The following is a 13,672-nucleotide window of genomic DNA, read 5'->3' as shown; positions in this document are numbered from 1 at the left end:
CGCTTTGGCGCAGGGTCAGCGGCTGGGCACTTCTTCCAGCGGCTCGACGCCGGGCTCCCGCGGCCGGGCTGCATTCCCGCCGTCCGCGCGCCCCAGCTTGCTGGGCCACCAGATCTTCGGTCCGATGTCGTAGGCCAGCGCCGGCACCAGCAGCGAGCGCACCAGGACGGTGTCCAGCAGCACACCGAACGCCACTATGAACGCCAGCTGCACCAGGAACATGATGGGAATGACGCCAAGCGCTGCAAATGTGGCCGCGAGCACCACGCCCGCGGAGGTGATGACCCCTCCGGTCACCACCAGGCCACGGAGGATGCCGGGCCGGGTGCCGTGCTTGAGCGACTCTTCACGGACCCGGCTCATCAGGAAGATGTTGTAGTCCACGCCCAGGGCCACCAGGAACACGAAGCCAAACAGCGGAACCGTCGCATCCGCGCCCGGGAAGCCAAGGATGTTGTTGAAGACAAAGGCCGACACACCGAGCGCCGCCGCGTAGGAAAGCACCACGGAGAGCACCAGCAGGACCGGGGCCACGATCGAGCGCAGCAGCAGCATCAGCATGAAGAGGATCACCACCAGGACCACCGGAATGATGACCACCAGGTCGTGCTGGGCGGTGGTGTTGGTGTCCAGCGCCGTAGCGGTGACGCCGCCCACCAGGGCGCCGGGATCGACGGCCTTCACCCCGGCCCGCAGCGCCTTGACGGTTTCCTCCGCTTCCAGCGAGTCCGCCGCGTCGTTGAGGGTGGCGTTGATGATCACCTTTCCTTCGCGGACGTCCGGGGCGCTGGGAGCCCCGGGGGCTCCGGTGATGGGGACGCTGCCCGGGCCCAGCAGGTAGGCCTCGCCCACGCCGTCGTCCGCTTTCACGCGGTCCAGCACCTCGGCGGCCTTGGCCTGGTCAGCAATCACGACGGCGGGGCTGCCGCTGCCGGCGTCGAAATGGCGGGCCAGTGCGTCCTGGCCGTCGACGGCGTTGGAGGCGGTGAGGATGACGTCGGTCTGCGGTACGCCGTTGGCCTTCAGCTGGAACAGGCCGCCTGCCGCAACCAGCAGCAGGAGGACCGAAGCCACCCAGACGGTCCTGGGCCGCCGCGCTACCAGCGAACCGGTGGCACGCCACAGCCCCTTCTGGCCTTCCAGGCCCGTAACCAGTTCGGGTTCACGCTGGTCTGCAGGGAGGAGCTTGGGACGGAACGGCCAGAAGGCTGCCCGGCCCAGCAGGGCCATCAGCGCGGGCAGCAGGGTCAGCGCTGCGAACAGGGCACACAGGATGCCTGCGGCCGCCACCGGTCCCAGCGCCTTGTTGGAGTTCAGGTCGGAGAAGAGCAGGCACAGCAGCGCGATGATCACGGTGGCGCCGGACGCCAGGATGGGCTCGAAGGACGCCTTCCAGGCGTTCAGGACAGCCGCGGTGCGGTTGGTGGTGTGGGTGAGCGCTTCCCGGAAGCGTGCCACGAACAGCAGGGCGTAGTCCGTGGCCGCGCCGATTACCAGGATGGAGAGGATGCCCTGGCTTTGGCCGTTGAGCTGGATCCAGCCGGCTTTGGCCATGCCGAACACCAGCAGGATTGCTGCGCACAGGGCAAACACGGAGGTCAGCAGCACCATGATGGGCAGCAGCAGGGACCGGTAAACGATGAGGAGGATGACGAACACCGCGGACAAGGCCACCAGCAGGAGGATGCCGTCAATGCCGCCGAAGGCTGCGGTGAGGTCGGCGGCAAGGCCGGCGGGGCCGGTCACGAAGGTCTGGGCACCTGCCGGGGCCGCTTCTGTGACAGTCCCGCGGAGTTCCTTGACCGCATCCTTGAGCTCAACCGAGGACCCGACCGGGACCACGAACTGCACCGCCTTGGCGTCCTTGGAGGGAATCGGGCCGATCACCGCGCTGCCCAGCTTGAGGTCTTCAAGGCTGGTCTTGAGCGTGGCCAGCTCCCCCAGCTGGGCGGGAGTGAAAGCCTCGCTTTTCTCGATGACGATGATCCCCGGGACCTCATCCGAGTCCCGGAACTTTGCCTGCCAGTCCTGCGCCTCGGTGGCCTCGGCGCTGGCGGGCAGGAATGACGCCTGGTCGTTGGAGGAGACCTCCTCCAACCGGCCGAAGGTGGGGCCGCCGACCCCGGCGAGACCCAGCCAGGTCAGCACCAGGACGACAGGGACCAGCCAGCGCAGCCAGAAAGGGACTCGCTCCTTGGCAACTTTATTGCGGTTCATGGCGCCTTCCATCGATAAGCGGGCGGAGTAGTATTTGTTCCAGCATAGATTATCTCCACCATAGAGATAAGTGGCTGCCAAGCTTTTTTCGGCAGGTAGGGGACGAATGCCGGGCCTGCAGTAATATCCGTCAGTACGGCCGGACGGAAGTGTGGGCGTGGAACCAGGAAGGCAGGGAGGTGGGCATGGCACGCAAGACGTCAGCTGGCGCGGCACCAGGACCATCCGGCGGCCCTCCCGGTGGTCCGCCACACCCGCTGATCCGCCTCCTGCAGGAGTTCACCATGGAGGCCAACCGCTATGTGGATGTCGCCGGCGGCAGGAAGGACATGCACCGCACGGACATGAATGCCCTCGCCGTCATCATGCGGCACACGGCCGCCGGGAGCGTGGTGACGCCCGGGGTCCTGCGCAAAGAGCTGAACCTGAGCTCGCCTGCCACCACCGCCCTCATCGACCGACTGGACCACTCGGGGCATATCGTGCGCGAGCGGAACAGCACGGACCGGCGCCAGGTCCAGCTGAAGATGACCCCCAAGGCCTTCCAGGACGGGGGCGCTGTCTTCGCTCCCCTGGCCCAGCACATGGGCAGCGCCATGGCGGACTTCTCGCAAGACGAGCTGGAAACAGTCACACGCTTCATGACCGCAATGGTGGAGGCCACGGTGGCTGCCCGGAGCGAGTCCGCCGATGGCTAGGTGACATTCCCGGAAAGCGCAGGAAAGGGCCGTTTCGGATGTCCGAAGACGGCCCTTCCTGCTTCCCCCAATCAGGGCGGCGCCCGGGGACTAAGGCGCCTTGGGTCGAAGCGCCACCAGCCACCCGGCCCACTCGCGGGCCGCACTGAAGTTCCACGTCTTCGCCCCGCTTGGCCCCGCTGCCGCCTGGATGCCATCCGCAACTTCGAAGCGGCGCGCACCGGTTTCCACTGCCTGGGACATCCCGGCCGGCGAAGTCAGGGTCACGGAGCTTGAGTTGACGCTCATGCATCCCACAAGCATCGCGTTCGCGGCCGTGGTGGCCACCGCTGGAATGGTTCCCGACGATGCCGCCGCGCCCGAGCCGGACGTGGCAGCGGTGTCGGGCCCTGAGGCGCCGGAATACCTGGCGATGCCTCCCCCGCTCGTCGTCGAAGAGGTGGTCCAGGCATAATCCGCCGGCTCGGTCCCGGTGGCGACTTTGTAGTAGCCGTAGACCTTGGGGTTCGCGATATTGGTCACCGATGCCAGCACTGTCCACCCGGCGGGGACACCTGACGTTGCGATGGTACCGCCCGTGAGGGACACGCAGCTGACCAGCAGGTCGCCCTGGGCGACATTGGCCGGCTTGGGGATCCTGAGGGTGGTGGTTGCCGTGGTGTTCACGGCCTGGCTCACTGACTCGCGGACGATGGTGCCGCCGCCGCCGGTGTTGCCGGAGGTGACGCTCCAGGCCTGCGTGGCCGCCGTGGCGTCCGTATTGCCGGCGGCGTCGGTGGCCCACACGCTGAAGTTATGCGATGCAACCGCCAGTCCTGAGTACGTCTGTGGCGAGGTGCACGCTGTCCGCGCCGCCCCGTCCAGGCTGCACTGGAAGGTTGAATTGGCCTCACTCGAGGTGAATGCGAAGGAGGCACTGGTCGACGTCGTTGTCGCGGGCGGTCCGGAAGTGATGGTTGTCTCGGGCGGCGTGGTGTCCCCCGGCGGAGGCGGAGTGGAGGTGCCGGCCCCGATCTTCCGGGGGTCGTAGGCCGCATCGACGAGCAGGGCAGGTACGTAGGCGGCTGCGATGGACTGCCATGGTACGAGCTTGAAGTTCTGCTTGCCGGTGTCGTTGCTGGTGTCCTGGGTGACAAAGAAACCCTGGGGGAACGGGCCCCCAACCCCGAAGTTGGTGACGTCTATGCCGTCCATGCCCGTGACAGCATCGATTCCGTTACCGGCCGGGATGGCGAAGGCCCCCAATGGCCGGTTGTCGTCGCGGGAGTAGACGTGGAACCGGTTGGAGCCCTGGCTTGCTGCCAGCAGGTAGCCGGCGCCCCCGCTGCCGTAGTAGATGCTGATGCCCTTGATGTCCTGGACGATGTCCCCGCCGTTCTCGGTGGTGCTGACAACCTTCGTCCCCGCGGTTGAATCCCCGGGTTCAGCCCCGTACCGCCAGATTCCGCCGATATCCTCCTGCGCAATGTAGAGCCGCTTCATCTCGTCGTCGGCCACCAGGCCCTCGGTGTGGGCGGGGCCGCTTACAGTCCAGCTGCGCACGAGCTTGCCGGTGACCGATCCGGTGGAGCCGTCAAGCTCCCACTGCTCGACCTTGCCAACGTCAGTAACGTAGGCAAAGTACTTGCCGGTGTCCGGCGAGTGATAGAAGGAGAACCCGCGGGGTGTGGCGATGTTGGAGGTCGGCGCAAAGCTGCCCACCTTGGTGAGCGAACGGTCGGCCTCGTTGACCTTGTAGAAGTCAAGGCTCCGGACCCGGTTGCTGACACCCACCAGGCCCACTCGGCTGCTGCCGAGGGGAAAGTTGTAGCGGACGTCCACATTGTTCATCCGCCCATCGGGGTAATAGAACAGTTCCCGGCCCGACAGGTCATAGACCACCAGACCGTGGCCATCCGTGCTCTTGTCCGTGCCGATGATGGTGCTCTTCGACGGGTCGGTGGGATGGATCCAGATCGCTGCGTCGTCCGCAGCGTCCCCCGTTCCGTGCATTGGGGCAGTTTCCACCGTCGCATTCACCTGTGCCACGGCCGCGTTTGCCGCCGGGGCACCCAGTCCCGCGAGCAGTCCGGACAGCAGTCCGCCTACCGTCAATGCGGCAGCCAACCTCGATTTGAGCGTCACTCTTGCCTCCCCAATACTGGTTGCCGCACCTGTTCGGCGGCAACGGCGGTGTCATGGAACGTCCAGCGAGGTCAGGAGCCCGGCGCCGGCTGGAGGGCCATCGTATTCCCGGCCGCAGGCAGGGGGGTACGGGGATAGCACCCATACCTTCGGGCCCGCCTTCCGGGGGCTGCATGACGCGGACCGGGCGTCCGCTCGCGCAATGCAGGTTGGGGGTAGCGTTTGGTTATGAGTGCGCAGCAGCCTGAAGACGACGTTTACACGCACGGCCACCACGAATCGGTGGTCCGCGCCCATGCCGCCCGTACCGCCGAAAACTCCGCGGCGTTTGTCCTCCCGCACCTCACGCCTGGTAAGTCGCTGCTCGATGTGGGCTGCGGCCCCGGCACCATCACCTGCGACTTCGCCGCCCTGGTCAGCCCCGGCAAGGTCACGGGCCTGGACCGCTCACCTGACATCATCGCCCAGGCGCAGGCCCTCGCCACCGAGCGGGAAGTACCCAACGTTGAATTCGTTGCCGGCAACATCTACGACCTCGACTTCGCCGACGAAACGTTCGACGTCGTCCATGCCCACCAGGTGCTCCAGCACCTGACCGATCCCGTTGAGGCCCTCAGGGAGATGCGGAGGGTGGCCAAGCCCGGCGGCATCGTGGCAGTGCGCGACGCCGACTTCCACGGCATGAGCTGGTACCCCGCCATTCCGGAACTGGACGAGTGGATGGACCTGTACCAGCGGATTGCCCGCCGGAACGGTGCAGAACCCGACGCCGGGCGGCGGCTGGTCAGCTGGGCACAGGCTGCGGGATTCACCGACGTCGCCCCCACCAGCAGCAACTGGCTTTACGCCACCTCGCAGCAGCGGCGCTGGCAGGCGCGCGTCTGGGGTGAGCGGGTGCTCCACTCAGCCTTCGCCGAGCAGGCGCTGGAGTACGGGTTTGCCAACCCGGCCGACCTTGCCCGTATCTCTGCAGGCTGGCACCGCTGGGGCTCCACGGACGACGGATGGTTCCTGATCCCAAACGGTGAGGTCATCGCCCGGGCCTGATCCCTGGTTGCCCAGACAGCAGCACAGGGACTGAAAAAGGGGCAGCCAATTGCCACCGTAGGATTGTTCAGTGCAATTTTCCCTCTGGCTGGCCCTGGCAGGTGCCGGCGCCCTGATCAGCTTCACCCCGGGCGCCGGGGCCATCAACACCATGAGCAACTCGCTGAACGCGGGGTTCCGCCGGTCCATCTGGGGAATCCTGGGCCAGCAGGCTGCGCTGATGGTGCACGTCCTGATCGTGGCCCTGGGCGTCGGGGTGCTGGTGGCCAGTTCCCCCCTTGCCTTCAACGTGATCCGTTACGCGGGCGCGGCCTATCTGGTGTACCTGGGCATCCGCCAGTTCCTGAGCAAGCCCACGGTGGCCCAGGAGCAGGCAGCTGCCCTTCGCAACGAACCCGCGTGGTCCATTTTCCGGCGCGGCTTCTGGGTCAATCTGTTGAACCCGAAGGCGATCGTGTTCTTCCTCGCCTTCACTCCCCAGTTCATCCGGCCCGACCTGCCCCTGTTCACCCAGTACGCCGTGTTGACGGCAACAATCGTTGTCATCGACATCCTGGTGATGTGGTTCTTCTTTGCGGCGGCTGCCAGGTCATTCCAGCGCTTCACCAACACGGAACAGGGCCAAATGGTCCTCAGCAGGGTGTTCGGTGTCCTGTTCGTGGGTGTGGGTATCCTGCTGGCCCTGATCCACTGAACCAGGTACCCACCAAACTCGGCACCAGCGTGTGACGTACCCATTCGGGCGTTAGTCATGCATCTTTACAAACCCGTAAAACTTTGTGAACAGGCGGCTAGCCAAGAGCGTTCGGAAGCGCGCATGCTTAGGGGCATGAACTCAGCGTCGAGCGCATATCGCGTCATCACCGTCTGCACGGGCAATATCTGCCGGTCCCCCATGGCCGAGCTCATGCTCAAGGCAGCGCTTGAACGCGAGGGCCTTGACGGCCTGGTGGAGGTGGACTCCGCCGGCACCACCGGTTACGAGGCGGGCCGGCCTATTGATCCCCGCGCCGCCCGCCGGCTCGCCGCAACCCAGCTGGCCTCGGACCACCACGTGGCCCGAGAGTGGGAACCCGGGTGGTTCCGCGAGCGCGACCTGATCCTGGCCCTGGACATCGACCACTACGCCTGGCTCACCGAGGCGGCGCCGGACCGGGAATCCCTGGACAAGATCCGGATGCTCCGCAGCTTCGATCCCACCATGGCGGAGCGGGACCGCCTGGATCAGGGCATCGAGGACCCCTGGTACGGCGGCCACGCGGATTTCGACGCCGTCTGGCACCAGATTCATGCAGCCCTGCCCGGCCTGGTCCAGCACATCAGGTCCGCGGTCCTTCGGAACACCCAGCTGCAGCCGCACTAGGCACCAAAAACTCTTCAAAAGACGGTGCAATCCAGCGGCACCAGGAGTATTTTCTTGCTGCCTGGACGGCCTTCCCAGCACATCCGGCAAGTACGCATGGCTCCTCGCCACACTGGAAGAGGCAGAGTCTCCGGCTGGGCGACATGGCCCGACAAGGACCGCGCCCTGAAGCGTGCAGGCATCGTGCATGCCGGCGCCAACGCCGCCTGGCGAGGGCAGGGGCTGTCCTGCTGCTGGTGAGCGGGTTCCTGGGCGGCCACCTGAGCAGCGGCCGTCACGCATCGGCGCAGCAACTGCCCCGCGGGTGAAAGGGTGCAACGGAAAACGGTACGCTCTAGTCCATGAGCCCAGCCCCCGTCATCATCGCCATCGACGGGCGCTCCGGCGCAGGCAAGACCACCCTCGCCGTCGAGCTCGCGGCCCGGCTCCGGGCGCACCACAAGGTCTCGCTGTTCCACCTTGAGGACATCTACCCGGGCTGGGACGGACTGGCGGCGGGCATTGAACGCTACGTCTCCACGGTCCTCACCCCGCTGAGCCGGGGGCAGGCGGCCTCCTGGACCAGCTGGGACTGGGCTAACCACTACGACGGCGACGCCCGGGTGACGCTGCCTGCGGAGATCGTCATCGTTGAGGGAGTGGGGGCCGCCGCCGAGGCCGCCCGCCCCATGCTGGGCGCGGTGATCTGGGCGGAATCCCCGGACGCCGTCCGGCGGACCCGGGCACTGGAGCGCGACGGCGCAACATATGAACCGTACTGGGACCTCTGGGCAGCCCAGGAGCAAGAGTGGCTGGGCCGCGACGACGTCCCCGGCCACGCGGACCTCCGCGTCCGGAACCTCGCCGACGGCTCAGCCCCCGCGGACCTCCTCCAACTCCTCCCCTACCTGCCCGCCCTGGCTCCGGTCCTCGCCCCCGAGTTGTCAGCCCGCCGCGGCCTTCGCCTTCACGCCGAGCGCATTGAAGCCGCCCCGGACGCACCCACCCTGTTCCACTCACTGTATGGCGGCTCTGGCAACGCCGTCTGGCTGGACTCCTCCAACACAGGCAGCGGACCGGACAGCACGGATCCTGTACAGCGGACTGCCGCAGAGCGCAGCCGGTTCAGCATCATGGCGGACGACGGCGGCACATTCGGCCAGTGCGTCACGCACCGTGGCGGTGTGAGCCGGATCAGCGCCGGCTCGTCCACTGCCAACGTTCCCGGCCCCTTCTTCCGCTGGCTCGACACCGTCTGGGGCCGCCGGGCGGTGCGGACCCCCGAGGGCTACCCCGGCGAATTCACCCTGGGCTGGCTGGGCTGCCTGGGGTATGAGCTGAAACGCGAAACCGGCGGCAGCGATCTTTCCGCGCCCACGCCGGACGCAGCCCTGATCTTCGCGGGCCGAGCGGTGGTCCTGGACCACGCCGAAGGCACGGCCTGGCTCCTGGCCCTGGAGGCACCGGACGCCGGCGGGTGGCTGGTGGAGGCGCGGGCAGCCGTGGAAGCCGCCGCGGACCCAACGCAGGAAGCCGGCGGCAGCACCGGCGTCGTGCGTCCCACCACACCGCCCACTTTCCGCAGCCGGGACACCGGGGAACGGTACCGGGAGAAGATTGCCGCCGCACAGCATCAGATCGCCCAGGGAAACACCTACGAAGTGTGCCTGACCACCACCCTCGAAGCCACTGTCCCGGCCGGCTCGCTGGATCCATGGGCCACCTACCTGTCGCTCCGCAGCAGGAACCCGGCCCCGTTCGCCAGTTACCTCCGGCTGGGAAACGTTGCCGTGGCCAGCACCTCGCCCGAGCGGTTCCTGAAGATAGGGTCCGACGGCGGAATGCGCGCCGAACCGATCAAGGGCACCCGGCGCCGGGCTGCCGACCCGCAGGAGGACAGCCGCCTGCGGACGGACCTGGCCACCTCCGTCAAGGACAGGGCCGAGAACATCATGATCGTGGACCTGCTGCGCAACGACCTCAGCCACTTTGCCATGCCTGGCTCCGTTACGGTCAGCAGGCTTTGCGCCATCGAGAGCTACGCCACCGTCCACCAGATGGTCAGCACCATCGACGCCCACCTCCTGCCCGGAGCACCACGGGCAGAGGCGGTGGCGGCCTGCTTCCCGGCCGGCTCCATGACCGGGGCTCCGAAGATCAGCACCATGGCCATCCTTGACAACCTGGAGGCAGGGCCGCGGGGGATCTATTCAGGCGCCATCGGCTACTTCTCGCTCAACGCGGCGGCGGATCTCGCCGTCGCCATCCGCACCCTGGTGGTCAGCACGGCTGGCGACGGAACCGCGGAACTGTCGCTCGGCGTCGGCGGTGCCATCACCTCGGACTCCGACCCGGACGACGAATATGAGGAGATCCGCACCAAGGCCTACGGGGTGCTCTCCACCCTGGGGGCGGAGTTTCCCGAAGACTGACCCGGGTTTAGGGAGGTACGGCCGTCCTACTGCACCGTGGCCGTCAGCCGGGCCACGTTGTCCACATAGCGCGCGGCGAGCGGCCGGTTCAGCCAGTCCGCCAGCTTCAGCTCATGGGAGATGTCCCGGTAGGTGTCCTCCACGGCCCGCATCTTGTTCACGATGTCCTCGCCCAGGAGCATCACGGAGACCTCGAGGTTCAGCGAGAAGGACCTCATGTCCATGTTGCTGGAGCCCAGGACGGCCACCTCGTCGTCGATGGTGAAGTGCTTGGCGTGCAGCACGAACGGCGCCTTGTAGAGGTAGATCCGCACACCGGCCTCAAGGAGCGCCTCATAGTAGGAGCGCTGGGCGTGGTGGACCAGGAACTGGTCGCCCTTCTCGGACACGAACAGCTCCACGTCGACGCCGCGCTGCGCTGCCGTGGTGATGGCGTACAGCAGTGAATCGTCCGGAACGAAATAGGGGCTGCAAATGGAGATCCGGTGCTGCGCGGAGTAGATGAGCGTGTTGAAGAGCCGGAGGTTGTTTTCCGTGATGAACCCGGGACCGCTGGGCACCACCTGGGCCGTGACGTGGCCGGGCTCCGGATTCGCGGGGAGCTGCAACTGGTGTTCCAGGGATTCGTCGGTCTCGCTCAGCCAGTCGGTGGCGAAGACGACGTTCAGGGTGGTCACGATGGGCCCGCGCAGGCACGCCATCAGCTCCACCCACTCGCGGCCGGCCTTGCGGTGGCGCGGGTTGTTGTAGGACGGCTCGATCAGGTTCTGCGACCCCGTGAAGGCGATTTCGCCGTCGATCACCATGATCTTGCGGTGGTTGCGCAGGTCCGGCCGGCGCCACTGGCCATGGATGGGCAGGAGGGGAAGCATCCGCTTCCACTGGATCTTGCCGGCCCTCAGGCGCTTCAGCAGCTTCCGGTAGCCCTTGATGCGCAGCGTGCCGATGTGGTCGAACAGGAGCCGCACTTCCACGCCCCGCTCGGCGGCCTCTTCCATGGCCGTGAGCAGGTCGTTGGTGACGTGGTCGGAGCTCATGATGTAGAACTCGGCGTTGACGAACTTCTTCGCCTTCCGCACCGCGTGGGTCATGGCCAGGATGGAATCCGGGTAGCCGGGGATGAGGTCAACGGAGTTGTTGTCCACCATGGGCAGCGAACCCAGGGTGCGGTTGAGCTCGGCGGCGGACTTGACCCACTCGGGGCCGGGGTAGTCGCTGTCCACGTCCGAGAGGGCGGTGATGCCGGCCCGCACCCGGTCGTTGACCTGCTCCTGCTGGGCGCGGCGGCGGCTGGACAGCTGGAAGTTTCCAAACAGCAGGAACAGCGCGATGCCCACGAATGGGATAAAGAAGATGCCCAGGAGCCAGGCCATCGCCGTGGTGGGCCGCCTGTTGCCGGGGATGATGCCCAGTGCCAGGACCCTGATGACAAGGTCGGCGAAGCCCAGGAGCACCACAACCCACGTCGGCGCGGTGCCGGCAAGCGAAAAAGGCCACAACACGTCAATAACTCCCGGGGAGGTTGGGCCCCGGGGAACGGTTTCCGGCCGGGGCGCTCTGCCCAGCTTATCCGCGGTGCCGCACTAAGCTGGTGCCATGAGCTCTCCAGCCCCCGTGGTTCTCGTTTTCCTTGACCCCGCCTTCCCCGACGGCAGGGTGGCGGATGCCTCCCAGCCCCAGCTGCTGGTCACGGACCTTGGCGTCACGCGCGGTGACGGCGTGTTCGAAACCATGCTGGCCGTTGGGGGAACGGTGCGGAAGATGCAGGCCCACCTGGACCGGCTTGCCGGATCCGCCGCGGCGCTGGACCTGGACATCCCGGACCAGGATGTGTGGCGGCGCGCCATTGCCGCTGCCGTTGCCCGGCACCGTTCGGAGAACCCGCCGGCAGACCCGGCGGCAGATGAACTGGTGGTCAAACTGGTGGTGACCCGCGGTGTGGAAGGCGCGCCCGCCCCCACCGCCTGGGTCCAGGCCTCACCGGCCGGAGCTGCCGCCCGCCGCCAGCGGGAAACGGGCGTCGACGTCATCCTCCTTGACCGCGGCTACGACAGTGACGTGGCCGAACGGGCACCCTGGCTGCTTCTGGGCGCCAAGACGCTCTCCTACGCCGTCAACATGGCAGCGCTGCGCCACGCGCATAAACAGGGCGCCGACGACGTCATCTTCACGTCCTCCGATGGCCGGGTCCTGGAAGGGCCCACCTCCACGGTGCTGCTGGCGCATGTGGAGAAGTCCGACGACGGCACAACAGTGAAGCGCCTCATCACACCACAGCTGGACAGCGGCATCCTGCCTGGAACGTCACAGGGGGCTCTCTTTGCTGCCGCCAAGGCGGCGGGCTGGGAACTGGGCTACGGGCCGCTGGTGCCACAGGACCTCCTGGACGCAGACGCGGTCTGGCTGATCTCCAGTGTCCGCCTGCTGGCGCCCGTGAACCGGATTGACGGCAGGGAGATCGGCACCCCGTCTGTGCAAAAGGAACTGACCACAGAACTGAGCGGACTTTTCGCCGGCATCCATTAGCCCGCAACAGGCAGGGCCGGCCCTTTTCCCGCCCCGGCATCACCCGTAAGGTGTGCACCATGGACTCGCACAAGCTGCCGATCGAAAAACTGTCCTTTGACGACTGCTGGGAACTCCTTGACACCGACACGGTGGGCAGGCTGGCCATCGTGGTGGACGGACATCCGGAAATCTTCCCCGTGAACTACGTTGTCCACCTGCGCAGCATCGTCTTCCGCACGGCACCCGGCTCAAAACTGTGGGACGCGAAAATGGAACGCCCTGCCGCGCTGGAGATCGACGGCTACGACCCCACCACCGAACTGGCCTGGAGCGTGGTGGCGCGGGGCAATACCGGGATCATCGAAGACCAGGCCGTCAAAGATGCGGTGGACAGCCTTGGCCTGGAGCCGTGGCAGCCCGGCGAAAAGGCAAACTATGTCAGGCTGAACGCCAAGGCGCTGACCGGACGCAGGTTCCAGGTGAACCGCCCGGACGTCTGGAACACCCGCCTCCAGGACCGGCGCCGGGCGTCATTCGAATAGCGGCCGCTCAACGACCACGCCTTTACACGGCTGCTCCGTCAGGCGCTGGAGCCTGCCGCCTGCCGTGAAAGCTGGGCTTCCAGCCCGGACAGCAGGATGGTGAGCCCTTGGTCAAGCTCCTTGGCGCCGTCGTAGTCAGCCAACGCCGGCGCCAGCGCACGCAGCCGGGGGAATTCCTTCGCGGGCAGCCGGTGGAGCCCCAACCGCAGCAGCACCTCGTTCTCTTCCGGGTCCACCACGTACTCCTGCAGTTCGTTCAGGAGGTGCCCGTAGAGGAAGCCGTAGTAGGCGCGGTAGACGTGCAGCGCATCAGCCGGCTCGAATCCTGCTGCCACCAGCAGGGTCAGGATCTGCTCCAATGGCCGCAGTGTGCCCAGCGGACGCATGCCCAGCGGCGTGGAGAGGGGCCGCGTCACCAGCAGGGGGACAACGTTGGGATGCTTGAGCGCCAGCATCCGCAGGTTGTGGGCGATGCTCCGCAGCTGCGCTTTCCAATCCGGGTCCTCCGGATGAATCGGAAGCTGGTTGAGCACCAGCTCAGAAACCCCGTCCAGCAGCGCCGCGCGGTTCTCGGCGTAGCGGTACAGGCTCATCGGGTCCCGGCCAAGCTCCTGCCCCAGGCGGCGCATGGTCAGTGCATCCAGTCCTTCGGCATCAACCAGTTCCAGGGCCTTGGCCAGCACGACCTCCCTGCTCAGCCTGGCCTTGGCGGGGGTGCGGCCGGAAGCGTGCGGGGGATTCATGGTGTTGTCCTAGCGGTGG

General features: G+C 66.8%; 11 protein-coding genes. 7 read left to right on the top strand and 4 right to left on the bottom strand.

Going from position 1 to position 13,672, the window contains the following annotated elements; translation table 11 throughout:
* Positions 1–15: 15 nt before the first annotated feature.
* Positions 16–2,217 (bottom strand): MMPL family transporter, encoded by a 2,202-nt coding sequence (locus AC6JAM_RS10350; RefSeq protein ID WP_497934608.1) that lies wholly within the window; start codon positions 2,215–2,217, stop codon positions 16–18.
* A 185-nt stretch (positions 2,218–2,402) separates the two neighbouring features.
* On the opposite strand from AC6JAM_RS10350, the gene AC6JAM_RS10345 reads away from it, so the two are divergent.
* Positions 2,403–2,915, top strand: a complete 513-nt coding sequence (locus AC6JAM_RS10345; RefSeq protein ID WP_488315486.1) for a MarR family winged helix-turn-helix transcriptional regulator — start codon at positions 2,403–2,405, stop codon at positions 2,913–2,915.
* Positions 2,916–3,005: 90 nt separating this feature from the next.
* Here AC6JAM_RS10345 and AC6JAM_RS10340 read toward each other — a convergent pair whose 3' ends face one another.
* Positions 3,006–5,039, bottom strand: coding sequence for a phytase (locus AC6JAM_RS10340; protein WP_488315485.1), 2,034 nt, complete (start codon positions 5,037–5,039; stop codon positions 3,006–3,008).
* A gap of 228 nt (positions 5,040–5,267) precedes the next feature.
* On the opposite strand from AC6JAM_RS10340, the gene AC6JAM_RS10335 reads away from it, so the two are divergent.
* The 4 genes from AC6JAM_RS10335 to pabB all read left to right on the top strand — a co-directional run bounded on the left by AC6JAM_RS10335 (position 5,268) and on the right by pabB (position 9,860).
* Positions 5,268–6,086: a methyltransferase domain-containing protein gene (locus AC6JAM_RS10335; protein WP_018769998.1), complete on the top strand. Its 819-nt coding sequence runs from the start codon at positions 5,268–5,270 to the stop codon at positions 6,084–6,086.
* 70 nt (positions 6,087–6,156) lie between these two features.
* Complete coding sequence (locus tag AC6JAM_RS10330) at positions 6,157–6,780, top strand: LysE family transporter (RefSeq protein WP_018769997.1); 624 nt, start codon at positions 6,157–6,159, stop codon at positions 6,778–6,780.
* A 135-nt stretch (positions 6,781–6,915) separates the two neighbouring features.
* Entirely contained in the window at positions 6,916–7,449 is a 534-nt protein-coding gene (locus tag AC6JAM_RS10325) for an arsenate reductase/protein-tyrosine-phosphatase family protein (RefSeq protein ID WP_495634945.1), read from the top strand.
* Between the two features lie 341 nt (positions 7,450–7,790).
* Positions 7,791–9,860 (top strand): aminodeoxychorismate synthase component I, encoded by a 2,070-nt coding sequence (pabB, locus tag AC6JAM_RS10320; RefSeq protein ID WP_497934607.1) that lies wholly within the window; start codon positions 7,791–7,793, stop codon positions 9,858–9,860.
* Positions 9,861–9,886: 26 nt separating this feature from the next.
* On the opposite strand, the gene cls is transcribed toward pabB, so the two are convergent.
* Positions 9,887–11,362, bottom strand: a complete 1,476-nt coding sequence (cls, locus tag AC6JAM_RS10315; RefSeq protein ID WP_026265885.1) for a cardiolipin synthase — start codon at positions 11,360–11,362, stop codon at positions 9,887–9,889.
* A gap of 94 nt (positions 11,363–11,456) precedes the next feature.
* Between cls and AC6JAM_RS10310 the strand changes: the two genes are divergently transcribed.
* On the top strand, positions 11,457–12,386 hold the full coding sequence (locus tag AC6JAM_RS10310) for an aminodeoxychorismate lyase (protein ID WP_056391913.1): 930 nt from the start codon (positions 11,457–11,459) through the stop codon (positions 12,384–12,386).
* 59 nt (positions 12,387–12,445) lie between these two features.
* Positions 12,446–12,910: a pyridoxamine 5'-phosphate oxidase family protein gene (locus AC6JAM_RS10305; protein ID WP_018769992.1), complete on the top strand. Its 465-nt coding sequence runs from the start codon at positions 12,446–12,448 to the stop codon at positions 12,908–12,910.
* Between the two features lie 38 nt (positions 12,911–12,948).
* Here the strand turns inward: AC6JAM_RS10305 and AC6JAM_RS10300 are convergent, their stop codons facing one another.
* Entirely contained in the window at positions 12,949–13,653 is a 705-nt protein-coding gene (locus AC6JAM_RS10300) for a TetR/AcrR family transcriptional regulator C-terminal domain-containing protein (protein WP_056391914.1), read from the bottom strand.
* Positions 13,654–13,672 lie beyond the last annotated feature (19 nt).

The organism is Arthrobacter sp. GmRoot5-12 (genome assembly GCF_059739365.1).
Note: the sequence above shows the minus strand (reverse complement) of the source record. Positions and strands in the feature narration are given on the sequence as shown.